Origin of the sequence: Archangium sp., assembly GCF_036277355.1 — a bacterium.
Taxonomy (GTDB): Bacteria; Myxococcota; Myxococcia; order Myxococcales; family Myxococcaceae; genus Archangium.
On sequence record NZ_DASUNC010000093.1, the window covers coordinates 42,003 to 64,415 of the forward strand.

At 69.3% G+C, this 22,413-nt stretch carries 23 protein-coding genes; 10 read left to right on the plus strand and 13 right to left on the minus strand.

All coding sequences use genetic code 11. The features are described 5' to 3' along the window. Positions 1 to 7: 7 nt before the first annotated feature. The 7 genes from VFZ09_RS24200 to VFZ09_RS24230 form a co-directional block, all read right to left on the minus strand. Positions 8 to 2,902 carry a serine/threonine-protein kinase gene (locus VFZ09_RS24200; protein ID WP_329730004.1) on the minus strand — a complete coding sequence of 965 codons (2,895 nt, stop codon included), beginning with the start codon at positions 2,900 to 2,902 and terminating at the stop codon, positions 8 to 10. Between the two features lie 314 nt (positions 2,903 to 3,216). Further along, entirely contained in the window at positions 3,217 to 3,396 is a 180-nt protein-coding gene (locus VFZ09_RS24205; protein WP_329730005.1) for a hypothetical protein, read from the minus strand. Beyond that, positions 3,386 to 3,610: a hypothetical protein gene (locus VFZ09_RS24210; RefSeq protein ID WP_329730006.1), complete on the minus strand. Its 225-nt coding sequence runs from the start codon at positions 3,608 to 3,610 to the stop codon at positions 3,386 to 3,388. The genes VFZ09_RS24205 and VFZ09_RS24210 overlap by 11 nt, the downstream gene beginning before the upstream one ends. Continuing rightward, complete coding sequence (locus VFZ09_RS24215; protein ID WP_329730007.1) at positions 3,607 to 4,479, minus strand: hypothetical protein; 873 nt, start codon at positions 4,477 to 4,479, stop codon at positions 3,607 to 3,609. Before VFZ09_RS24215 ends, VFZ09_RS24210 begins: the two co-directional genes overlap by 4 nt. Further along, complete coding sequence (locus VFZ09_RS24220) at positions 4,476 to 5,540, minus strand: hypothetical protein (protein ID WP_329730008.1); 1,065 nt, start codon at positions 5,538 to 5,540, stop codon at positions 4,476 to 4,478. The genes VFZ09_RS24215 and VFZ09_RS24220 overlap by 4 nt, the downstream gene beginning before the upstream one ends. A gap of 59 nt (positions 5,541 to 5,599) precedes the next feature. After that, a complete protein-coding gene (locus VFZ09_RS24225; protein WP_329730009.1) occupies positions 5,600 to 7,147 on the minus strand; it encodes a hypothetical protein in 1,548 nt (515 codons plus the stop codon). Then, positions 7,129 to 7,902, minus strand: coding sequence for a TadE/TadG family type IV pilus assembly protein (locus tag VFZ09_RS24230; RefSeq protein ID WP_329730010.1), 774 nt, complete (start codon positions 7,900 to 7,902; stop codon positions 7,129 to 7,131). The genes VFZ09_RS24225 and VFZ09_RS24230 overlap by 19 nt, the downstream gene beginning before the upstream one ends. A 206-nt stretch (positions 7,903 to 8,108) precedes the next feature. On the opposite strand from VFZ09_RS24230, the gene VFZ09_RS24235 reads away from it, so the two are divergent. From VFZ09_RS24235 to VFZ09_RS24245, 3 genes are read left to right on the plus strand one after another with little or no spacing between them, the layout of a single operon-like run. Continuing rightward, entirely contained in the window at positions 8,109 to 8,810 is a 702-nt protein-coding gene (locus VFZ09_RS24235; protein ID WP_329730011.1) for a zf-TFIIB domain-containing protein, read from the plus strand. 18 nt (positions 8,811 to 8,828) lie between these two features. After that, entirely contained in the window at positions 8,829 to 10,238 is a 1,410-nt protein-coding gene (locus VFZ09_RS24240) for an NADase-type glycan-binding domain-containing protein (protein WP_329730012.1), read from the plus strand. Beyond that, positions 10,235 to 11,272: a hypothetical protein gene (locus VFZ09_RS24245; protein ID WP_329730013.1), complete on the plus strand. Its 1,038-nt coding sequence runs from the start codon at positions 10,235 to 10,237 to the stop codon at positions 11,270 to 11,272. Before VFZ09_RS24240 ends, VFZ09_RS24245 begins: the two co-directional genes overlap by 4 nt. A gap of 6 nt (positions 11,273 to 11,278) precedes the next feature. Here the strand turns inward: VFZ09_RS24245 and VFZ09_RS24250 are convergent, their stop codons facing one another. Then, a complete protein-coding gene (locus tag VFZ09_RS24250; RefSeq protein WP_329730014.1) occupies positions 11,279 to 11,584 on the minus strand; it encodes a YciI family protein in 306 nt (101 codons plus the stop codon). Positions 11,585 to 11,637: 53 nt separating this feature from the next. On the opposite strand from VFZ09_RS24250, the gene VFZ09_RS24255 reads away from it, so the two are divergent. Together VFZ09_RS24255 and VFZ09_RS24260 are read left to right on the plus strand one after the other, a co-directional pair. Further along, positions 11,638 to 13,413: a serine/threonine-protein kinase gene (locus tag VFZ09_RS24255; RefSeq protein WP_329730015.1), complete on the plus strand. Its 1,776-nt coding sequence runs from the start codon at positions 11,638 to 11,640 to the stop codon at positions 13,411 to 13,413. Positions 13,414 to 13,430: 17 nt separating this feature from the next. Then, positions 13,431 to 13,871: a DUF1801 domain-containing protein gene (locus VFZ09_RS24260; protein WP_329730016.1), complete on the plus strand. Its 441-nt coding sequence runs from the start codon at positions 13,431 to 13,433 to the stop codon at positions 13,869 to 13,871. 82 nt (positions 13,872 to 13,953) lie between these two features. Here VFZ09_RS24260 and VFZ09_RS24265 read toward each other — a convergent pair whose 3' ends face one another. Then, positions 13,954 to 14,475 carry a hypothetical protein gene (locus VFZ09_RS24265; protein WP_329730017.1) on the minus strand — a complete coding sequence of 174 codons (522 nt, stop codon included), beginning with the start codon at positions 14,473 to 14,475 and terminating at the stop codon, positions 13,954 to 13,956. Between the two features lie 172 nt (positions 14,476 to 14,647). Here VFZ09_RS24265 and VFZ09_RS24270 point away from each other — a divergent pair, with 172 nt between their 5' ends. Next, entirely contained in the window at positions 14,648 to 15,340 is a 693-nt protein-coding gene (locus VFZ09_RS24270) for a Crp/Fnr family transcriptional regulator (protein ID WP_329730018.1), read from the plus strand. Positions 15,341 to 15,384: 44 nt separating this feature from the next. Continuing rightward, positions 15,385 to 16,023 carry a phospholipid scramblase-related protein gene (locus tag VFZ09_RS24275; protein ID WP_329730019.1) on the plus strand — a complete coding sequence of 213 codons (639 nt, stop codon included), beginning with the start codon at positions 15,385 to 15,387 and terminating at the stop codon, positions 16,021 to 16,023. 17 nt (positions 16,024 to 16,040) lie between these two features. On the opposite strand, the gene VFZ09_RS24280 is transcribed toward VFZ09_RS24275, so the two are convergent. From VFZ09_RS24280 to VFZ09_RS24295, 4 genes are all read right to left on the minus strand, one after another. Then, positions 16,041 to 17,186 (minus strand): aminotransferase class V-fold PLP-dependent enzyme, encoded by a 1,146-nt coding sequence (locus VFZ09_RS24280; protein WP_329730020.1) that lies wholly within the window; start codon positions 17,184 to 17,186, stop codon positions 16,041 to 16,043. Between the two features lie 65 nt (positions 17,187 to 17,251). Then, complete coding sequence (locus VFZ09_RS24285) at positions 17,252 to 17,896, minus strand: DUF3332 domain-containing protein (RefSeq protein WP_329730021.1); 645 nt, start codon at positions 17,894 to 17,896, stop codon at positions 17,252 to 17,254. 175 nt (positions 17,897 to 18,071) lie between these two features. Beyond that, positions 18,072 to 20,147 (minus strand): S9 family peptidase, encoded by a 2,076-nt coding sequence (locus tag VFZ09_RS24290; protein ID WP_329730022.1) that lies wholly within the window; start codon positions 20,145 to 20,147, stop codon positions 18,072 to 18,074. A 223-nt stretch (positions 20,148 to 20,370) separates the two neighbouring features. Beyond that, entirely contained in the window at positions 20,371 to 20,991 is a 621-nt protein-coding gene (locus VFZ09_RS24295; protein WP_329730023.1) for an SET domain-containing protein, read from the minus strand. Between the two features lie 121 nt (positions 20,992 to 21,112). On the opposite strand from VFZ09_RS24295, the gene VFZ09_RS24300 reads away from it, so the two are divergent. The 3 genes from VFZ09_RS24300 to VFZ09_RS24310 form a co-directional block, all read left to right on the plus strand. Beyond that, positions 21,113 to 21,484, plus strand: coding sequence for a DUF423 domain-containing protein (locus tag VFZ09_RS24300; protein ID WP_329730024.1), 372 nt, complete (start codon positions 21,113 to 21,115; stop codon positions 21,482 to 21,484). A 7-nt stretch (positions 21,485 to 21,491) separates the two neighbouring features. Then, positions 21,492 to 21,875, plus strand: coding sequence for a helix-turn-helix transcriptional regulator (locus VFZ09_RS24305; RefSeq protein WP_329730025.1), 384 nt, complete (start codon positions 21,492 to 21,494; stop codon positions 21,873 to 21,875). A gap of 220 nt (positions 21,876 to 22,095) precedes the next feature. Next, positions 22,096 to 22,413 (plus strand): protein kinase domain-containing protein (locus VFZ09_RS24310; protein ID WP_329730026.1); only part of this gene is annotated, 318 nt, incomplete at its 3' end.

The following is a 22,413-nucleotide window of genomic DNA, read 5'->3' on the forward strand; positions in this document are numbered from 1 at the left end:
ACCGCTCTCACTGCTCCACTCCCTTCAAATTCTTGATGTACCCCCCCAGCTCCGACTCCAGACGGAAGCGGCGCTCCTGCTCGCGAGCCAGCGCTTTCTTGAGCTCCTCGGCCGCCGAGTCCGCGTCCTTCCGGGCCTTGCGCTCCGACTTCGCGCTCTTCACGGCCATCCACTTCAAGAACCGGGCACGCCGCGTCGCCAGCTCGGCGTTGTCCAATGCGTCCTCCAGCATCTCGTTCTTCTCCAGCAGCGCTTCGTTGGCGCTCTCCGCCTGGCGGACGGCCTCCTCCTCCTGGCGCAGCGCCGTCTGGCGCTCCAGCTCCTTGGCCTGCACTTCCGCCAGGCGCTGCTTCACCTCCACCGCCGACGCCCGCGCCGCCACGGCCTGCCGCTCGGCTTCCCGCTGCGCATCGCGGATGCTCACCAGGGCCACCGCCGAGGCCGCCAGCAGCAGCAGCAGGAAGACCGTGGAGCCCACCACCAACGCCCGTTTGAGCCGCCCGGCCCGCGCCGCCTGCGTGAAGACGGCCTCCAGGAAGTCGCGCTGCAGCTTCGGCAGCTCGCTCCGGTAGCGCCGCTGGAAGCGGTGGGCCTCCTCCACCATCTCCCCGCGCCACAGCAGCCCACTGTCGAGCCCCTTCACCTGCCACTGCCGGGCCGCGTTGCGCAGCTGCTCCAGGAAGGCCGCGTCCTCCTGGCCCTCGTCCAGCCAGCGGCGCAGCGTGGGCCAGCTGTGCAGGAGCGACTCGTGGACGAGCTCCACCGTCGCCCCGGCCGTCCCTCCTCCCGTCTGCACCACCAGCAGCCGCGCCTGCACCAGCAGGTCCACCAGCCGCCGCAGCGCCGCCGTCTCCGACGACAGCTCGCCCAGCTCCTCCACCGAGACAATCGCCCGCGTGCGCTCGGGCGTCACCAGGCGCAGGAAGACGGAGCGAGCCAGCACGCGCTCCGCGGAGGACAGCCCCGCCAGCACGCTGTCGGCGTGCGTGGCGAGCGCACCGGCGATGCCCCCCATGGCGCCGTAGCTCTCCCGCGTGAGCAGCTTGCGCGCGGGGTCTCTCGACTCCCAGAGCTGGGTGGCGGCGAACTGCAGGAGCGGCAGCGCTCCCGGCGTGGCCGCCAGGTGCTCGAGCATGTCGTCCACCATGTCCGGGGACTCGAAACGGTAGCCGGCCATCTCCGCGGGCTGCACCAGCGCGTCCCGCAGGCCCTCGCCGTCCGGCGCCGCGAGGAAGAAGAGGCCCTGGCTCAGCTCGGCCATGAAGCGCTCGTCCTCGGACACCCGGTCCAGGAAGTCCGAGCGCAGCGACACCACCACGCGCATGGGCGAGGTCGCGTCATCCGCGATGCCGGCCAGGCACGCCGTGAAGGCCAGGCGCTCCGCGGCATCGGGCACCTGGGTGTAGAGCTCCTCGAACTGGTCCACGAAGAGAAGGATCTTGCGGCCCTGGCGCCGGGCGCGGCTGCGCAGCACGGTGCCGACGAAGCCGGGCTCGATGCGCAGGCGCTCGGCGAGCCGCTGCTGCGTCTGGAGGTCCTCCTCCACGGTGGCCGAGGAGCTCACGAAGGGCGCCACCATGCTCGCCAGCGCCGAGAGCGGATGACGGCCGGGGCGGATGACGAGCGCCTCCCACTCCTCGCCGGAGCGCTTGAGGACGGGCACCAGGCCGGCGCGCACGAACGAGGACTTGCCCGCGCCGGAGGGCCCCACCACGGCCAGCAGCGGCCGGTCCCCCATCCGGTTCATCAGGGCGGCGATCTCCCGGGAGCGGCCGAAGAAACGGTCCGCGTCCGCCTCCTGGAAGGAGCTGAGCCCGGCATAGGGGCTCTCGTCGATGCGCAGCTCGCGGGCGTAGCGCCCGGGCAGGAAGGGCTCGAGCGCGCGCAGGAGCGCGAGCGCATCCGGGAAGCGCTCCTCCTTGTGCTTGAGCAGACAGCGGTCGACGATGGCGGCCAGCTCCGCGGGGGCATCCGGCAGCGCGTCGCGCAGGCGGGGCATGGGCTCGTCGAGGAAGGCGGTGACGGCAAGCTGCGAGCCGCGCAGGGGCTCCAGGGGGTGGCGGCCCGCGAGCATCCGGAAGAGCATGATGCCCACGGCCCAGATGTCCGTGCGGTGGTCCACGGGCACCCCGTTGCCCCACTGCTCGGGGGACATATAGGACATGGTGCCCAGGATGGCGCCGTGTTGGGTGAGGCTGGAGTCCTTGGGCGGGAGCGCGGACACGTCCGCGGCCTGCACGATGACCGAGGACTCCTCCTGGCGGAGCACCTTGGCGATGCCGAAGTCGAGCACCTTGATGGCGCCCGAGTCGGTGACGAGGATGTTCTCGGGCTTGAGGTCGCGGTGGACGATGCCCTGCTCATGGGCACAGGCCAGGGCGCGCACCACGGGCACCATCAGCTCCACGGCGCGGGACGGCGGCAGGCGCTGGCCCTTGAGGAGCTTGTTGAGGGGCTGGCCCTTGAGGAACTCCAGCACCATGTAGGGGCTGTCGTTGAACTCGCCAGCGTCGTAGATGATGACGATGTTCTCGTGGCTGCACCGGGCGGTGGCGCGGGCCTCGAGGATGAATCGCTGGGTGAGCGCGGGCTCCTGGGTGTGGAGGAACTTGATGGCCACGCGGCGGCCGAGCCGGGTGTCTCGGGCGAGGAAGACGGTGCCCATGCCGCCACTGCCCAGCTCGCGGATGAGCTCGTAGTGGTGGATGCGCGCGCCGGGGCCCGGCACGCCCGGCACAGGCGCCTCGGCGGAGTGCTCCGGGGCTTGCCGCGCTCCGGCGGAAGGGCGTGCCTTCACGTCAGGGCCCTGGCGCGGGTGGCCCAGGTCTCCGGGTACGAAGTTCCTCATGTCGATGCCCGCGGGATGCTCCCCGCGCGCGGCACCGGCGTCGTTACTGTTCATGATTGGATCGAGCCCCCTGATGCTGGATGAATCGGGGCACCGTGCGACACGCGGCGGCAGACTTCATGCCGCTCTCTTCGCCCACGCCCCTGTCGAAAAGTACACGAACGTGTTTGAGCACTGGAAGCAGACGTCCTCGACCGTGCTCCTTCTCGACTCCCAGCAGGCCAGACGGGCAGACGTCCGTCCACCTCAGCTACAGAAGATCCAAAAATTCTATCAGTCCCCCGAGACCGAACAAGCCGTACACCGGGCTGTGAGCCATCAGGCGTCTGGCTTGTCGAGGAGCGAGGTGGCAGCCGGCCGGGCGGCGCTCATATCGCCGGTGACTGGATGACGTAGTAGAGGGACTGGAAGTACCGGTGCAATGCATTGAGAAGCTGGATGAGGAACGGCCAGCCCATCACCGTGAAGCCCATGATGGCCGCAGTGACGATCGCGTATTCCACCATCGCCTGACCCCGAGGCGTCCTCTCCAGGCGGCTACCGCGCATCCGCTTCATCCTCCTTGCACTCCTTCACACACGTCTTCTCCTCCTGCTCGCAGGCCTTCACACACTTCGCCGTGCCTCCCCCCGCGTGCTCCTCGCAGATGGCCACGCACTGCCTCGTCTCCTCCCGGCAGTACTTCTCACAGCTCTCGGCCCGCGCCAGCCCGCCCGCCCACAGCAGCCCGCCTACCAGTCCCCACGTCCATGCGCTCTTCATCGAACCGCCTCCGGGCCATGCCCCGCTGGAGCGCGCATGCGCTCGGTCAATGACAGGTAGACTTCCGCATCCAGCAGCGAAGGAGCCTGGCGCACCATCACCAGGCCGCGCACGCCGCCTCGGTGCACCTCCAACTCCGCCGCCAGCTCTCCCGGCTCTTGCAGCGGCTGCACGCTCCACCCCCGCCCCTCGAACGTCCGCTGGAGCAGCTCCGCCGCCCCGGGGACGGACATCCCCGCGAGCCGCCCGGACAGCGTGTACTGCGTGGCTCCCTCCATCTGGAAGGTGAGCACCGTGGGCTCCTCCGTCTCCTCTGGCAGGGGAATCCACCCAGGCACCTCCGGCGCCCCCTCGAGCAACGGCGCCACCTGCCCCGACGAAATGAACACCAGCGTCTCGCCCCCCTGCGCCAGCACCGACACCAGGTGCACCGCCTCCGCCGCCGGGCTCCAATACCCCACGTAGCCGGCGTACTCGCCGTGGCGCTCGCCCAGCACCGGCAGTCCCGCCTCCAGCAGCGTGTCCCGGTAGTGGCTCAACACCTGGTCCGGCGCATCCTCCGTGGAGAACCACGCGACCGCCACGGGCGCGTCCGGCCCCAGGTAGTCCGCCGCCAACACCTCCGGGCGGCTGCCCCGGGGATAGGGTGGAAAGGCAGACAGCGCCCGCTCCAGCACCGCCTCCTCCTCGGGCGTCCGCGCCCCTCGCCGCGCCACCGGGCGTGCCTCGTCCGGCACCACGCGCTCCACCGGCGCTGGCGCCACCTCCTCCGCCAGGCGCCCCCAGCCGAAGCCCACGAGGCCGCCCACCACCACCGCCGAGAACAGCAGCGACAGGACTCGCACCGCCAACCGTGGCACCCTGCTCATCGGCACGTCCCCGGCTTGCGGCAGCCCATGTAGTACGGGCCCCGCTTCTCGTAGGTCTTCTGGTTCCGGTTCTGCTCCCAATCCTTCCACTCGGTATTGAAGTAGCTGCTGGAGCCGCTCGCCTGTTTGATTTTCTCACTCGGCGCCTCCATGCCCGCCGTATGCGGCTTGATGGAGAGATTGGGCTTGCGCGGATCGTCCCCCCCCTCGTCCGGCAGGAACTTGCCGTCGAGCAACGACTGCCTCGCATTCTTGAAGAAGTCTTCGGCGCCCTTCTTCATCTGGACGTAGCCCTGACTCTGAGCGCTCGCGTAGACGTTGTTCACCCGCTCGTACAGCTCCCCTTCCTTCTTCCCCGGCCGCGCCTGCGCCGGCTTCGTCAGCGCCCAGGTGTCCACGAGGATGGACATCTCCTGCTCCTTGATGAAGTAGGCGGAGCCCTTGTCGCCGTCCTTGGCGTTGTCATGGTAGCCGTTCCCGCCCTTCTTCGCGCGCCACATCTTCTTCGTCAGGTCCACCCGCTCCTTGTCATCCGAGAACTCGGGGAGGAAGCGCTGGGGCAGCAGATAGTTCTCCACCACCGCCCGGGCCGAGCAGTGGATGAAGCCGCCCTGGTTGAACTCGCCGGACGAGTGGTAGCCCGCGTACAGCCCGTCCGCCCCGAGGTCCCCCACCGACTTGTCCGGGCCCACGCACGTCACCTGCTTGGTGTCGCCAGGCTTGTCGACACTGTCACCCTTCGCCTTCTCCCTGCTGTTGAGCCAGCACACGTGCGCCACCAGCGCCGTGCCGTCATGGTGGTCCTCCTCGGCGCAATCCTTGAGCTCGCCGCTCTCGGTCTTCTCGTCGTAGCGGTTCTTGCCGGACTCGTGATCGCAGTACATCAGGCGGGCGTAGTGCTGCACCGTCACGGGATTGAACTTCTTGTCTCCGGTTCCCGTGTAGTCCTGCACCGTGTAGTCCCACACCGTGGAGACGACGGCCTCCTGCACGTCCAGCGAGTAGCGCAGCAGATCATCCAGGAAGAGGGCGTAGAGGAAGATGGGGATGAGGACCAACATGCACAGGGCCATCTCCACCGAGGCGGCGCCTCGAGCGGCACACCTGGATACGGAGGAGCTCATAGCGCCAACCTCCCGGCGCCCTGGACGAGCCGGGCCGCGTCCTCGTCCCCGGCGGCCTCGAGCACCTTCACGGCCTGCTCCCGGGTGAGCGGGTGCAGCTTGGCCCGCCAGTACGGGCTGAAGAGGTTGGGCGCCTCGCGCCAGCCGTTCTCCCCGAAGCGGTGGTAGTAGACGAGCGCCTGGGACAGGGCCGCGCCCTCGTCCGCCGCCAGGGTGAGCTTGCCGGTGGAGGCCCCCTGCCGGAACGTCACCGTGGCCGAGTCATTGAGTTCCCAGGGAAGCGGCTTGCCACTGTCTCCCCAGCGCAGCTTCCGGGACAGATAGCTGTAGACGCGAGGCTGGCCCCAGTCCCGCCTCGCGTCGTCGTTGGCGCGGAACTTCATGAAGCAGTTGCCGCCTCGCGCGCAGGCGGTGAGCCCCTTGGTATTGACGCCCTCGAAGCGGTGACGGCCCTGGTGGGCGCCCCCCGGACGATGGCCGCCACCGTTCTTGTCGCTCCACACGCGCACGGAATAGGAGCCGGAGGGGGCGATGCCATGTTTCCACTGGTTGAACATGGCACCCGACTCGTCCGCGGAGACGGCGAGGCCTTCGTTGCCCGCCGACTGCCCGGGCCCATGCAGCGCACCGGGCGACTGCACCGTCTTCGCCGTCCCCTTGTGTTTGGGAAGCACCCAATGAGACCCCTCGCCGGGGATGTCGCGGAGCTCTTTGAGGAAGTCTCCATGGAGATAGGAGGGATAGCTGAAGAAGACACCGCGGTTGGCGGGCCAGCCGGGGCGGGAGGCATTGGCCACCTCGGTCATCACCCGGGCGCGCGCCTTCAGAGGGGAGCTGGCCACGCTGCTCTCGCAGGGCCTGCCGTCCACCGCGCACTCGAGCTCGTCCGCGTTGAGGCGCCCCACCTGCCCGGGAAGCTCCCCCACACCAGGGGCGTTGGCGTCCGCCAATCTGCCCAGCCCGTGGGCCCGGCCGTCGCGCACCGCCTCCAGCGTCCGCGTGTGCACCTGGCTCTGCGAGGCGTGGATGTCGTCCACCATCCGATCCAGCCCCGTCATGATGGTGTTGAAGTTCCCTTCCAATCCCCGCACCTTCCGGTCGTACTTGCGGCCCGCGCTCCCGTACTTGCTGGCGATTCTCAACGCCTTGAAGGCATGCACGCAGTGCTTGAAGCACTTCTTGCAGCCGCACTGCGCGAACTCCTGCGCCGCGATGAGCTGGAAGTTGCCACGCGAGGCCCGCATCATCTCTCCGGTGACACTGGAGGCGGCCATGTACGCGTGGATGCTGTTCATCGCCACGTACGAAGCGGCAATGGAGCGGTTGCTCACCGCGTAGTAGTTGAGCGCGCGCGCCTCCAGCACCGCCATCGAGTAGGCGAGCACGTCGCTGTGCTGCTGGAGGCTGACCTTCTTGCGCAGCGCATGGCCGAGGTTGAAGCTGAGCGCCACCAGCAGCGCCAGCACCAGGAAGGTGAGCGCACCGAGCACCATCGTCTGGCCCCGCTCACGGCGGCGCGAGGGCCTCAGAACATGAAGCGGCATTCGTTCTTCCCGGGCAGAGGGTACTTCTGCGGGTAGAGGTTGGACTGCATCCGCATGGTGTAGGTGGCGCGGATGGGAAGGATGTAGAGGCCCCGGCTGGCGAGATCGTTGTACAGGTCGACCTTCACCGGGGTCCGGTCGGAGCGGCGCTTGAGCCGGAGCACGGGGGTGATGTCCCGGTGGCGGCTGGCCGCGTGGATGACCTGGTTGGCGAAGGGAATGGGCATCCGGTAGTTGAACGTCACCTGGACGCGCAGCTTGGTACGCTCACTCTCCTTCCAATCGCCGCCGTTGCCGGTGGACCACTCCGGGTCATCGAAGTCCACCTCGGCCGGGTTGCCGGGGAAATCTTCACTCACCGGCCCGCAGATGGTCACCGCGGCATGGGGGAGCCCATCGGCGTCCGGCATCTCGTTGACCTGGACGCTGTTCCACTTCCACTTGGCGTTGAAGTCGTCCGCCGTGGTGACGGACTTGATGTACTCACCGCCCCCCAGATCCCGGCTCACCAGCGGCAGCAGGACGGCGAGGGCGGCACGCTCCATCATGTCCACATCCGCGTGGTGCAGGGAGCCCGCCCGCGCGGCCTTGTAGGCCGCGTACTTCGTCATCAGCCGCGCCTGGTGCATCAGGGACAGTTGCAGGAGGCCCAACAGGAGGAACACGAACATGGGCAGCACGATGGCCGACTCCACCGCGGCCTGCCCTGACTCGCGTCCGCCGCCTGGACGCTGAATGGCTGCTCTTGCTTTCATGTGACGGGAGGGCCGGCCCTGGCTCACGCCTCACCCACGCCCTGATCCAACACGCTACACAGACACACCCGCGGGGTGAAAGCAGACGTCCTCGACCATGCTCCCTCTCGACTCCCCCCAGCCCGGGCGAGCGGACATCCGCTGCCGTTCAGCAGGCACCGGGGACGCGGCTATACTCGGCGAATCTCCCCACCCTCGGAACCTCCGTGACCCCCTGTCCCTTCTGTCATCACGGCACCATGCGCCCCACCCTCCTCGGGGGCTTCCTGCGGGAGGAGTGCGGAACCTGCCGCGCGGTGTGGTTCGAGGAGGGCTCGCTCGCCAGGGTGGTGGGGGCTCCGGCGCTCGTCGTCCTGGTGCGAAAGGCGTTGAAAAGCCTCGGAGAATGCAAGCACTGCCAGGCCACGCTGCGGGAGGCCCCGAGCTGCCCCTCCTGCGGGGAGGAGGCCTCGCGCTGCCCCCAGTGCGGCAGCGGTCCACTGGCGGTGGCCAAGGTGGCCGAAGTGCCCGTGGATGTCTGCACGAGCTGCCGGGGCGTGGGCCTGGATGCGGGCGAGCTGGAGCTCCTGCTGCGCATGCCGAAGGCGGCACCGGACCCGTGGCCGCCAGCGCGCGGCAAGGGCCCCCCGGAGCCAGCGCCTCCAGAGGACTCCTGCGCCGGCTGCCACCGCGAGCTGAAACGAGCGCATGCCTTCGCCTGGGAGGACAAGCACTGGTGCGGGAGTTGCGCACCAAAGGGGGCGAGCCCGGTGGAGGTGGCGCTCACCCCGTACGACCCTCAGACGGATGACTCCTTCCTCCCGCCTCAGGTCCTCACCCTGAGGGAGCGAAATGACAAACCCGCTGGTCCAACACGCGCCGAGGTGGAATCCGCGCTGGTGTGGTTCTTCTCGAAGCTGCTGGGGTGATCGGTATAGAAGGAGATCATGCGACCCCTCCTGCTGACCGTCCTGCTTCCCTCACTCACCGCCGCTGGCGGCTTCCAGCGCCTGCACGCCGAGCAGGCCACGGCCACCAGCTTCCTCAAGAGCAACTGGAACAAGTACGAGGAGAACTACCACCCCAGCTACGTGCTCGATGACGATGTGAAGACAGCCTGGGTGGAGGGCGCCGAGGGAGATGGAATCGGCGAGTCGCTGACGATTCCCGTCTCGGCTCTCAAGTCGGCGCGGGCCATCCGCCTCGTCGTCTTCAATGGCTATCAAAAATCCAAGGCGCTGCTGAGCGCCAATTCCGCGCCCCGGCAGCTCACCGTCACCGTGCGCGGCCCGGGAGGCCAGGAGTCCGCGAAGACGCAGCTCACGCTCGAGCGGAAGATGGGGCCCCAGTCCTTCGACATCCCCGTGACGGGCGCCGTGGCGGACGTGGTGCTCACCGTCGACAGCGTGCACCCGGGCTCCAAGTACAAGGACACCTGCGTGTCGGACGTCCAGGTCTTCGTGGACAGCGACGTGCCGTACAACGCCGCCGTCGAGAAGGGAAAGCACGAGGCCCTGCTCCAGTGGAAGAAGGAGCGCCTGGAGGCCGCGAAGTACTTCGCCCGTCTGCCCAAGAGCTACCCGTTCGCGTCCTCGCGCTTCGAGCAGAAGGTGGAGCAGAAGCTGCTCTCCAAGCGCTACGCCCGGGTGCTCGACGAGGACAAGGACGGCCATGCCGAGAAGGGCGTGCCCGCCAGGGACTTCGTTCCGCTGCTCACCCAGGTCGAGAAGGGACAGCTCGCCGGCCCCCTGGCCGAGCCGGACAAGGCGCTGATCCAGGAGCTCGGCAAGCTCGCCGCCGCTCCGCCCCAGGAGGGGAAGTGGTACTCGCTCACCCAGCGGGGCCGCGTGGTGCTGCCGGAGAACTTCTCCTACCCGGAGGACTTCTCCCTCTCCCCACTCATGGTGCCCCTGTTCAACCTGTCCGAGGCCACCCTCTTCGAGGCCAAGGGGCGGGGCTCCCTCACCCCGAGGCTGAGCGACGACGAGGGATACCGGCACGGCACGGTGCTCTCGAATCTGCTGGTGCTCGAGGGCTCGGCCACCGACGTGAAGAAGGTGTACTTCACCCAGACGCACGTCGTCGTCGAGCGCACCTCCTCCACGACCACCACGCATGCCATCGCGCTGCTGGAGGGCGGAAGGCTCACGCGCCTGGTGACGTTGGAGACCAGCGAGGATGACCTCGGGAGCCCCATCGTGACCGTGGGCGTGACGACCGCCACGTACACGAATGGAAAGGTGTCCCGGCTCGAGCGGACCGAGCTGGTGGACAGCAATTCCGAGTACGAGGGAGTGGACCCCGAGTCGGGAATCTCCGTGCGGAAGGCGACGAGCGAGGCCGTGTCGAGCACATGAAGCAGGTGGCACTCCTCGCCCTGCTCCTGGCCACGGCGGCGGGGGCCGAATCCCCCTCGCCCTGGGACTTCGGGAGCTTCCTGGAGCCCGTGCGCGTCTCGGGCGCCTCGGCGGAGACGTGCGAGTCGTGCCACCCGGAGGTGTACGAAGCGTGGACGCGGTCCCGCCACCGGCGGAGCCTCGACAACGCCGTGTTCCTCGATGGCTTCGCGGCGGAACCGCATCCCCGCTGCGTGTACTGCCATGCCCCGCTCGAGGCGCAGGCGAAGGCGGCGCTGCGGCGGCGTCCGGCCCTGGTCCGCGAGCGCTCCCTCGCCTCGGTCCCCCGGGAGTCGCTGGCCCACGAGGGCATCACCTGTGTGACGTGCCACGTCCGCGAGGGCGTGGTGATGACGGCGAATCCCCGACCTCCGGAGGCCGATCACCCCCTGCGCTCCGAGCCGAAACTGGCCGAGCCCTCCTTCTGCGCGAGCTGTCACGAGTTCCTCGGCCACGAAGTGGTGGACGGGAAATCCGTGCTCACGGACGAGAAGATGCAGACGACCTGGAGCGAGTGGCGCGACTGGCGGGACCGCGGCGGCCAGGGCACGTGCCAGAGCTGCCACATGCCCGGCGGCTCGCACGCGTTCCGGGGAGCGTATGACCGGGACTTCCTCCGGGGCGCGCTGTCGCTCCGGGTGGAACGGACACGGGGGCAGCTCGTCGCGGTGCTCGAATCTCGCGGCGTGGGGCACGCCTTTCCCACGGGGGACGTGTTCCGCCACCTGACGCTGTGGGCCGATGACAGGCCCGTGGCGCGGCTCGGGCAGACCTTCGAGCTCACCGCCTCGGAAGGGGGAGGCCTGCACGTGCGCCGCACCGGCAACACGGCGCTCCAGCCCTTCGAGCCCACGCGCGTGGTGCTACCCACTGACACCCGGCGCGTGCGCGTCACGTACCACTACGCCGAGGAGCGTCACGAGCGGCGAGGCACGGTGCCCCGGGACCAGCTCGTCATCGAGCTGGCCGCCCAGGACGTTCCCGTCCGCCGGTGACGGGCCCTACTTCGCGGCCGGACGGGCGAAGGCCGAGGCCATGGGGAAGATCTCATAGCGCCCGATGGCCCGGGCGGGATCCTTCTCGAGCAGGGCACTGAGCGCGGCCATGGACTCCGCCTCGAACACGGCCAGGCCGAAGACGCCCTTGGGATCCATCACCGGGCCCGCCACCACCAGGGAGCCGGCCGAGAGCTGGCTCTGGAGGAACGCGCTATGTGCGCCCATCGTGGCCTGCTCCTCGGCGGTCATGGACATGGGGAAGTCGGGACGATTCGGCACGAGCCGGGCGAAGAAGAAGCTGGAGGGCATGAGGCGGGTCCTTGGTTTGGAGGGCGCGGGCTCCATCCACTACGCTCCCGCGCGTGACGCCATATACCATGCTGCACCTCGCGCTCGCGGGCGCGTTCCTCGTCCTCGCGCTGGTGCATTTCGTGACCTGGGCCGCCGTGCGCACCCAGCGGGTCCAGCTCTGGCTCGCCTCGAGCTTCCTCGGCTTCGCGGTGCTCACCTTCACCATCGGTCTCACCAGCCGCGAGGCCAGCGCGATGATCGCCGACACGCGGCCATGGCTCATCCTCGGCGTCCTCCCGTCGATTCCCCTCCCCTACACCCTCCTGCGCGTCCTGTGGTCGCTGTTGGATCAGCCGCTCACCCTCTGGCGGCGGGTGATGCTGGGCGTGGCCCTCGCGTTCGGGACGGTGCGCGTGGTCGACGTGACCTGGTCCGTCCTCACGCTGCCCACGGCCGGGTTGACCTCGGAGCAGCTCACGCATGCGACCGCGGGCCTGAGCCTCCCCCTCTTCTGGCTGCTGGCGACGAGCGTGGCCGGGACCTGGGCCGTGGAAGCGGCGCGGCTCCTGAAACGCCGGGGCGCGATGGCGATCGCCGTGCTCGCCGCCGCCCTGTGCGCGCTCGTGCTCCTGGGCCGCGAGCTCGCCATCGACGCGGGCTGGCTCCCGGGCCCTTCGCTCTTCGCGCTCGTGGGACTCCCCTTCCTGCTGTTCGCCTCCTCCGCGCTCGCCATCCTCACCGCCCGCTCGCTGCGCGGCGCGGACCTGGGCACCGGCATCCACCGCTACCGCCGGCTCACCCGGCTCGGACGCGGCGGCATGGGCGAGGTGTGGCTCGCGGTGCGCACCGGCCGCGCGGGCTTCCACCGGCTTGTCGTCCTCAAGCGCATGCTGGATGAGGAGCACGAGGAGCCCGAGGTCCGGCTCCACCGCTTCATCGGCGAGGCGCGCACCGCCGCGCGCCTCCACCACCCCAACATCGTGTCCGTCTACGATCTCGGCCAGGTCGATGGCGGGTGGTTCATCGTCATGGAGTACCTGAGCGGCGTGAACGTGCTCGAGCTCGTCCGGCGCGTCCACAAGGGAGAGCCGTTGCCGCTCGAGGTGATCGTCGAGATCTGCCAGCAGGCCCTGCGGGGGCTCGCCTATGCGCACGAGCGCGGCGTGATTCATCGCGACATCAGCGCGGACAACCTCGTCGTGTCCTTCGATGGCGTGGTGAAGGTCGTCGACTTCGGCATCGCGCATGGGTCCGGCGAAGCGCAGGAGCAGGTCACCCCGAGCGTCGCCTCGCTGCCCGCGACACGGCTCACGCAGGTGGGCGGCATCATCGGGAAGGTCCCGTACATGCCCCCCGAGCGCATGGAAGGGGCCGAGGCGACGATCTCCGGAGATCTCTTCGCGCTCGGCTGCGTGCTCCATGAGCTGCTCTTCGGCAGGCTTCCCGACCTCTCCTCGGGCCGCCTCCAACTTCCGAACGCGGAGCGGCCCGACGCCCCCGCCGCGTATGCGCTGCTCCGGAACGTCCTCGCGACCGCGCTTCACCCGGCCGTGGCACGGCGTTACGCCGACGCGAGGGCCTTCCAGCGCGGGCTCGAACCGGTCCGGCAGGCGCTCCCGGCGGTCGAGCTCACGAGCTGGCTGCGAGAGAACTTCGCGGAGCGGTGGGCACGCGAGCGGAATCTCTCCGAGCTGGGAGATCCCACGCCCGCCGAGGTGGAAGCGTTGCTCACGCGTGAGATCGCCGCGGCCCCCGGAGTGGACTCGGGGACCACGCGGATCATCGGTGCGAAGGCCGAGACGCCCATCGAGGAACAGACAACGCGACTCATCCAGCGTCCCCGCTGAACCCCAGGGAGTGCGACGTGGCCACGAAAGCCGCCAGCAAGAAGCCCGCGAGCAAGAAACCCGCGAAGCGCAGCGCGTCCGAGCCCGAGAGCGTCGAGGCCTTCCTCGCGTCGCTCGAGCACCCGTTCAAGCAGGAGATCGCCGCCCTCCGGCGGATCATCCTCGGTGCGGATCCGAAGATCGCCGAAGGCATCAAGTGGAACGCGCCGAGCTTCCGGACCTCGGAGTACTTCGCGACCTTCCAGCTCCGAGCGAAGGACGGCGTGCAGGTCATCCTGCACCTGGGTGCGAAGACGCGGGACACCGCGGTCACGGGCATCCAGGTGGCCGACCCCGAGTCCTTGCTCGAGTGGCTCGCCAGGGATCGGGCGTCGGTGAAATTCCGCGACGCGAAGGACATCCGCGCGAAGCAAGCCGCCTTCGCGAACATCCTCCGCGAGTGGATCCAGCACGTGTAACGCGGAGGCTTGACCCACCCGAAACGAAACCGCCGCCCGCGAGACCACGCGGACGGCGAAGGAGCACCAGCGGGGGCTGGTTCTACATCGGGCCCGCGCAGTTCGCCGTGTGCGCGCCGGCGGGGCACCAGTAGTTGCGGATGTTCAACCCATCCTTCGTGCCCGTGCGCGAGCTGCAGGTGTTACCCACCCAGTTGGCCTCCTTCAGGGTGATCCGGTTCGGGCTCGGCGCCGTGTCCACGTCCGCGACGTACGCGACGTGGCCGTACACACTCGACGTCGGGATCATCGCCACGCAACCCCTGTGGGCGTGGTTGCTGTTGATGATCGCCACCTTGTCGCTCCAGTAGGTCAGGCCGTACGGGAGGTTGGGCTGCAAGCACCGGGCGTGCAACACACAGTTGTCGCAGTAGCCACACACCGCCGACTCCGTGGTGCCGACGTCGTGCTCATCCGCGTGGTCGGCGTGGGCCTCGTGGTTCGCGCCGTAGGACGCCTGCTCCTCGGGAGACAGATCCTCCGCCTCGACACCACCACAGCCGGTCACTGCGAGAGAAAGGGAGAGAAGGGACAGCGCCACGATCTTCGTCTGGAGTCGAAACATGGGGAATTGCCTCCGTCGGTTGCGGTTGCGATGAACCAGCAATACTGGATTAGCCCTTCAGGTCCAATAGCCCCCCAAAACAGGCCACGCCATCTGGCGCGGCGCGAGCGCGGGAAAATCCCGCGGAAATTCGATTTCTGGGATGCGGGCGGGCCCGGGCCCTCTCTCGGGTATGGACGTGTGTCGCTCGCTGCCAGCCTGGAGCCCGCTGGGCTCATGCGCCCGGACGACACGGATCCAATTGGAGGCCGCGGCCCTTCCGCTCGAGCTTCCCGCTGGAGCGACCTTCCACACCGCCGGGGAATCCGTCGAGGGACTCACGCTCCTGTCACAGGGTGTGGTGCGGATCTTCCATGCCCTGTCGCCGGACTGTCAGTTCACCGTGAAGCTGCTCCGGGCGCCGCACATCCTCGGCGTGCTCGAGGTGATGCAGGCCAGCCGGTGGGTGGCCTCGGCGGAGGCGCTCACGCCGCTGGAGGGGTACGTCCTTCCAGCGCCCGTGTTCCGCGAGGCGCTCGCGAGGGACCATGGCTTCACCACGGCGGTGCTGACGGACCTGGCGGCCAGCTTCGAGGGCACCATCCGGATCAGCCGCGCCATGGGCTTCGACGGGTGCGAGCAGCGGCTCATCCGCGTGTTGCTGGAGTACGCGGAGCACTTCGGGCGCCCGGGGGAGGAAGGGCTCGTCATCCGCTACCCGCTCTCCCGGCAGCGGCTGGCCCTGGAGATCGGAGCGGCGAGGCGCAGCGTGGACCGGGCCCTGGCGGCACTGGCCTCCCGGAAGCTGCTCTCGCTCTCCCCCAAGGGCTGGCAGGTGCTCCACGCGCCCGACGCGCTCCGCGCCTTGTTGATCGCCCCGGGCTGAGCGTCGGGTAGAGTCCGGCCGGACCGAAGCCCCGGAAGGTGCCCATGCCCGCTGACTCCACTGCCCTGGCCCCGCTGCTCCACCAGAACGCGCTGCGCGTGCGCCAGAAGAAGGAGTGGGGGGAGATCCTCACCGGCTTCGAGGGGCGCAACACGTACGAGGTGGTGGGCGACGACGGGCAGACGCTCTTCTATGCGGGTGAGGTGGGCGGCGGGCTGGGCACCTGGCTGCTGCGCATCTTCCTCAAGGCGAAGCGGCCCTTCACGATGGAGCTGAGGACACGCTCGGGCGCCCCGGTGCTGCGGCTGCGGCGGCCGTGGCGGTTCTGGCTCTCCACCCTGGAGGTGGAGGATGGGGACGGCCGGCTCCTGGGCCACATCCAGCAGCGCTTCCGCTTCTTCACCCGCGCCTATGACGTGCTCGGCCCCAATGGCGAGGAGCTGGCCCACCTGAATGGGCCCTTCTTCCGCCCGTGGACCTTCGTCATCGAGGAGGGAGGCCGCGAGGTGGGCACCATCGCCAAGAAGTGGAGCGGCTTCGGCAAGGAGCTGTTCACGGACGCGGACAACTTCGGCGTCCAGTTCGAGGGCCTCCGTGACGCGCGCCTGCGCACCCTGGTGATGGCGGCCACGTTCCTCATCGACTTCGTCCACTTCGAGAACCGGCGCGAGAGCAGCAGCTGAGCGGCCGCCCCGTCCATTCACTTCCCCGAGAACGCCTGGACCATCTCCACCAGCCGATCCAGCTCCCCGGGCTGGTTGTAGAAGTGCGGCGAGATGCGGATGCGCCCGCGCCGCAGCGAGAAGCTCACCTGGCGCTCGGAGAGGTACGAGGCCAGCGCCTTCACATCCCCACGCGGCGGCAGGAAGGTGAGGATTCCCGCGCGGTGGGCGGGAACGGGCCCCGTCTCGCACCCGATGGCGCGCAACTCCCGGTCCAGGTGGGTGAGCAGCTCCCGGATGCGGGCCTCGACGTTCTCCAGGCCCACCTCCAACAACAGCCCCAGCGCGGCGCCCAGCGCATAGGTGCCGGCGTAGTTCTGGCTCCCCTCCTCGAACTTCAACGCATCCGGACGCAGCTCGAAGTGGGCACGGTTGAAGTTCCACGCGTCCGTGGTGGAGCGCCAGCCGACGAGCACCGGCCGCACGCGCGGCAGCACGTCCTTGTCCACGTAGAGGAAGCCGATGCCGGACACGCCGATCATCCACTTGTGGCTGTCCGCGCTGAGGAAGTGGATGCGGCTCTTCTTCACGTCCACCGGCAGGCAGCCCACGCTCTGGATGCCATCCACGCAGAAGAGCACGCCCGAGCGCTCGCAGAGCGCGCCAATCGCCTCCAGGTCCGTGCGGTAGCCCGAGGCGAACTGGACGGAGCTGACGGCCACCAGCCGCGTGCGCGGAGTGATCGCCGCGGCCACCGCCTCGGGAGTCACGCCCCCGTCGCGCATCTCGATCTCCCGGACGGAGACGCCCCGGTCGCGCAGATGCAGCCAGGGATAGACGTTGGACGGGTACTCGATGGACGAGGCCACGGCCACCTCGTCCCCGGGCCTCCAGTCGAGCCCCTCGGCGACCAGGCCCAGGCCATGGCCCGTGTTGCGCACGAAGGCGATCTCCTCCGGCGCCGCGCCCACCATCCTCGCCGCCAGCCGGCGCGTGTCCTCCGTCCGCGCCTCCCAGCCCCGCTCGTAGCGCACGCCGTGCTGGAGCACGTCCTCCACCCACTCGCGCATGGCCGTGGCCACCCGCTGGCTCGTGGGAGCGACTCCCGCGTGGTTGAAGTACAGCTGCTCCTTCACGACGGGGAACTCGGAGCGGTAGGCGTCGAAGTCGGGGGACGAGGTCATGGCGCGCGCATCATGCCAGGACGGCGCGCCCGTGCGGCCACGGACGCGCCCCCCTCGTCACCGGCTCAGCGGCCCGGGCAGGCCAGCGCGAGCCCCTGCTGCAGGGACATCTGGGGCGTCACCTGCCGCGCCAGCCCCGCCACGCCTTCCTGCTCGAAGGCCGCGTTGGCCTCGGCCACCGCCTCGCGCGAGTGCACCGTCACCGCCGCACCCGAGGCATCCAGCACCTCCACCCCTCCGTCCACGCGCTCGCGCGCATGCACCAGCAGCACGCCCGCCTCGTCCCGCACCGCCATGCCGTCCTCGAGCGGCTCGAAGTAGCGCACCACCGGCTTCTCCCCCGCGCGCTCCAGCTCCACCCGCATCACCCCGGCCTGCTCGTCACGCGACAGCTTCAGCGTGTCCGTGGGGCTCAGCTTCACCACCCGCGTCCCGTCCTCCTGCGTCCCCGCGCTCGCCAGCGGGTTGCTCCCCGTCCAGAACTCCAGCGTGTTGAACACGAGCGCGTCCACCAGCGTCCCCACCCCGTACACCGGGATGATCACGAACCCGAGGAACACCAGCCACCGGACGAACTTGTTGTCCGAGATGCGCTCATTGAGACCGTAGATGTTCCGCGTCAGGGCGAACGAGCCGAAGCACCCGGACACGTGCAGCGACAGAGCCGTGGCGAACAGCGCCGCCACCCGGCGAGACGAACGCGACTTCATGCATCCTCCTTGAGGCGGAGACCGGAGATTCCGGCCCGCGCTGGCCGGGGACGCTAGCCGCACTCGTCGTGCGTGTCCGCTGTCGTGTGCGGGGAAATGGGACGGGGCGGGGTCCCGGCGCTCCAGACCCTCACCCCGGCCCTCTCCCAGAGGGAGAGGGAGCGCTACGGCAGCGCTACGGCAGCGCCTTCACCGTGGGCGCCACCACCGGCTTCTTCGCCGCGCTCTTCGTCCACTGATCCAACCAGTCCAGCACCGTCTCGTGCCAGTGGATGCTGTTGGCCGGCTTCACCACCCAGTGGTTCTCGTCCGGGAAGTAGAGGAACTTGGACGGAATCCCCCGCCGCTGCAGCACCGTGAAGGTGGCCATGCCCTGCGTCTCCACCACCCGGAAGTCCTGCCCGCCGTGAATCACCAGCATCGGCGTCTTCCACTTCGCCACGTGGTCGATCGGGTTGTGCTTCGTGTACCCCTCCGGGTTCTCCCACGGCGTCCCCCCGTGCTCCCACTCGGGGAACCACAGCTCCTCCGTGTTGAAGTACGCCAGCTTCTCGTCCAGGTTGCCGTCGTGGTTCACCAGGCACCGGAAGCGCTCCGGCATCTGCCCGGCGATCCAGTTGATCATGTACCCGCCGTAGCTCGCCCCCAGCGCGCACACCTTGTCCCCATCCAGGAACGCGTAGCGCTTCACCGCCGCCTCCAGGCCCTTCTGCAGGTCCTCCAGCGGCTTGCCACCCCAGTCCCCCCGGATGGAGTCCGTGAAGCCCTGGCCGTAACCCGTCGAGCCGTGGAAGTCGACCATCACCGCCGCGTAGCCCCGGCCCGCGTACGTCTGCGGGTTCCACCGGTAGTGGAAGTGGTTGCCGAAGCTGCCCTGCGGCCCGCCGTGGATCAGGAACGCCACCGGGTACTTCTTCTTCGGGTCGAAATCGACCGGCTTCACCACGTACCCGCGCACCGTCTCGCCATTCCAACCCGGGAACTCGAACTGCTCGTAGTCCCCGAAGCGCAGGCGCGACATCGCCTCCTCGTTCACCCGCGTGAGCTGGCGCAGCTCGCTCCCGTCCGCGCGCACCGTGTACAGGTCCGCCGGGGACTTCAGGTCATCCCGCAGGAAGGCGATGCGCCCGTCCGGCAGCGGCTGCGGCTCGGCGGCGTAGCCCGGGCCACTGAAGGCCGTCACCTGGCCGCTCGCCACGTCGAGCGAGAAGGCGCGGTGGTGGCCCACGTCATCCGCGGTGACGAGCACGGACTTCCCATCCGGGCTCCACGTGAGCGAGCCGGCCGAACGGTCCCACTGCTCGGCGAGCACCCGCTCCTTGCCCTCCGGCCACGAGCGCAGCACCACGCGCAGCCGGTCCGACTCGAAGCCCGGACGCGACATGGCCAGGTACGCCAGCGTCTTGCCGTCCGGGCTGAACACGGGGTGCGTGTCCGTGGCGCGGTTCTTCTCGGTGAGCTTCTTCGGCGTGCCGGCCTTGTCCACCGGGGCCAGGAAGAGATCCAGGTCCGTGGACCAGGACTCGCTGTTGCCCACGTCGCGCGCGGCGAAGACGAGCCCCTTGCCGTCCGGCGTGAAGGTGAACTCCTCCGGGCCGCCGAAGGGCTTGCTGGGGCCATCCGCGTCCATGCCCGCCATCACGTCACGCGGGGCGGCGCTGCCATCCACCGGCAGCACGAAGAGGTGCGAGCGCTTGCCGTTGCCCCACGTGTCCCAGTGGCGGACGAAGAGCTTGTCGTACACCTGGCCCGTGCTCTTGGACTGCGCCTTCTCCTTCTGGCGCTGGGTGTTGCACTCCAGCGTGGGGCAGTCGGGGTAGACCTCCATGGCCACCGCGAGCGTCTTGCCGTCCCGCGACAGGGCGAAGGCGCCCACGTCCAGGGGCAGCTTCGTGACGGCCTGGGACTCGCCCCCGTCCAGCGGCAGGCGGAACACCTGACGGGAGCCACCGCGCGAGGAGAGGAAGTAGAGGCCCTGGCCCTCCGGGCTCCAGACGGGCTGCGCCTCGCTCTCGGGAGAGGAGGTGAGCTGGCGCGGACCGGTGCCGTCGGCGTTGACGATCCACAGGTCCGTGCGGCCCTTGTTGGCCTCCAGGTCGGTGGAGCGCAGCACGAAGGCGATGCGCTTGCCATCCGGAGACACGCTCGGATTGCTGATCCGGCGCATCGAGACCTGGTCCTGGACGGTGAAGGGCTGGGTTTTGGCGGGAGCGGCGGTGAGAGCAAGCGCCGCGAACAGGGAGAGGGTCAAAGGGGTCCTCCGTGCGAGTCGACCGCGCGGACGGTGCCCGTTTCGACCGCGGGTGTCCACCGTTCATCCCCACCGGCGGCACAGCGGCCGCTCCCCCGGTCCCCGACCCATACCCTGCGTCACCCTCCCCTCACCCTCGCCCATTTCCCCTCTCCCTTCGGGAGAGGGACGGGGTGAGGGTATCCGGGCCCGTCCTCCCACCCCGTGTGAACCTCCGGGCCCCTCAGCCGCGCGCCGAGCGGGTCCGGGCGCGGTTCTTCGTCCCGGACGCGGAGCGGCCGGTCTTCGCCGTGGACTTCTTCTTGCTGCCCGCCGGCGGCTTGCGCGCCGAGCCGGAGGACTTCTTCTTCGCCCCCTTCACCGCCTTCTTCCGAGGCGCCGCCTCCTCCTCCAGCGGGGCGAGGATGGTGCCGCGACAGGTGGGAGCGCCGCAGCGGCAGACGTAGAGCGCCTCCTCCTCCGGGCCCATGTCCTCGGTGCGGTCGTACGAGTAGTCGTAGCAGAGCTCCTCGCCCAGGGGGATGTCCCGCAGGGCGTAGATGAAGATGCGGTCCCCCTCGAGGAAGGCCTGGCAGTTGGGCGCGCACGAGTGGTTGATGAAGCGGGCGTCGTTGCCCTCGTGCGCCGCGTCGATGACCGTGTCCTCGTCCACGTTGAAGAGGAAGGTGTGGTGGCGCGACATGGCGGTGTCGTCGTAGCGCTCATCCGCCACGGCCTGGGAGATGCGCTCCCCCACGTACTCGATGATGCGGGCCCCCTTGCGGATGGGGCGGGTGGCGAAGGCGCCACGTCCCTGGATGGACGAGGGCCTCAGCTCGAAGGGCTGCGGCGTGAGGACGGGCATCTTGCGGGAGGAGGGCTTCTTGTGGGTGGGAGCGGGCATCGGAAGAGGAAGTAGAGACGCGCCAGGAAAGGCGCGGTAGGGTGCCTCAGTCTGACCTTTGAAGAAAGAAAGGCGCTCGACGATGCGGCAGTGGCTCATTCTCGGCGCGGCAAGCGCATTCCTGTCCGTGGCGGCGGGAGCGTTCGGCGCGCACGCGCTCCGGGCAAGGCTCACCCCGGACCTCCTGACCCTCTTCGAAACCGGCGCGCGCTACCACATGTACCACTCGCTGGGGCTGATCGCGATCGGCCTGCTGATGCAGGTGCGTCCCAGTCCCCTGTTGAACGGGGCCGGGTGGGCCATGACGGTGGGCATCCTCCTCTTCTCCGGCAGCCTGTACGCGCTGGCCCTCTCCGGCGTGCGGGCCCTGGGCGCCATCACCCCGCTCGGCGGCCTGGGCTTCCTCGCGGGCTGGCTGCTGCTGGCCCTCGCCGCCTGGCGCCAGACAGGCTGAGGGACACGTGAAACCCAAGGACGCGCTACAACCCCGGTTGGGAACGGAGCTGCGCATGGCCCGCATGCGCCTGGAGCTCACCCAGGAGCAGGTGGCCAGGGCCGTGGGCTTCGTCCCCACCGTCTACGGCCGCATCGAGCGCGGGGACATGATGCCCAGCACCCCCAAGCTCAAGGCCCTCTGCGTGCTGCTGGGCATCTCCGCCGATGTGCTCCTCGGGGTCAGCCCCCCGGAAGACATGCCCGCGCCACCGCCCCCCTCTCCCCCACCCGGAGATCCCCCCGAGCTGCGGCGCCTCGCCATGCTCGTGCGCGAGCTGCCACCCGACCGCTTCCGGTTGTTCCGCGTGGCCCTCCGCTCCATCGTCCATCCCGATACCGAGGAGGAGTGAGCGGGTGTTGGGCCGGGTGGTGACGGGCTTCAGGTGTAGATATCTACACCCGGAGCGGGCCAGCACCCGCCTGGCGCCCGCGCCGTGAAACACGCTGAGCAGCGAGCCCAGCCCATCGCGCGCAGCGGGCCCGCGTCCCCTCAGGAGGAGCGGGCAGGGAGAGCCATCGAGTCATGTTAGCCTCCGGACTTCGGAGGTAGCCCCAGTGAAGAGATCGTGGGTGTACAGACTGCCCGAGGCCGGAGAAAAGGTGGGCCAGTACCGGGTGGTGGGCCCGCTGGGCCAGGGCGGCCAGGGCCACGTGTTCCTGGCCGGGTGGGAGGGCCGCTCCTATGTCCTCAAGTTCTTCCGCTCCCTGCCGGTGAGCCACTCGGGGGAGCTGGAGCTCGACATCCTGCGCCACCTGGAGCACCCCAACGTGGTGCGGGTGCTGGGCCATGGGCGCTGGCCGTACCCGGAGGAGGGCTCCTTCTACCTCGTCATGGAGTACGTGGAGGGCAGGACGCTGTCGAGACATGCCCTGGAGCACAACCCCTCG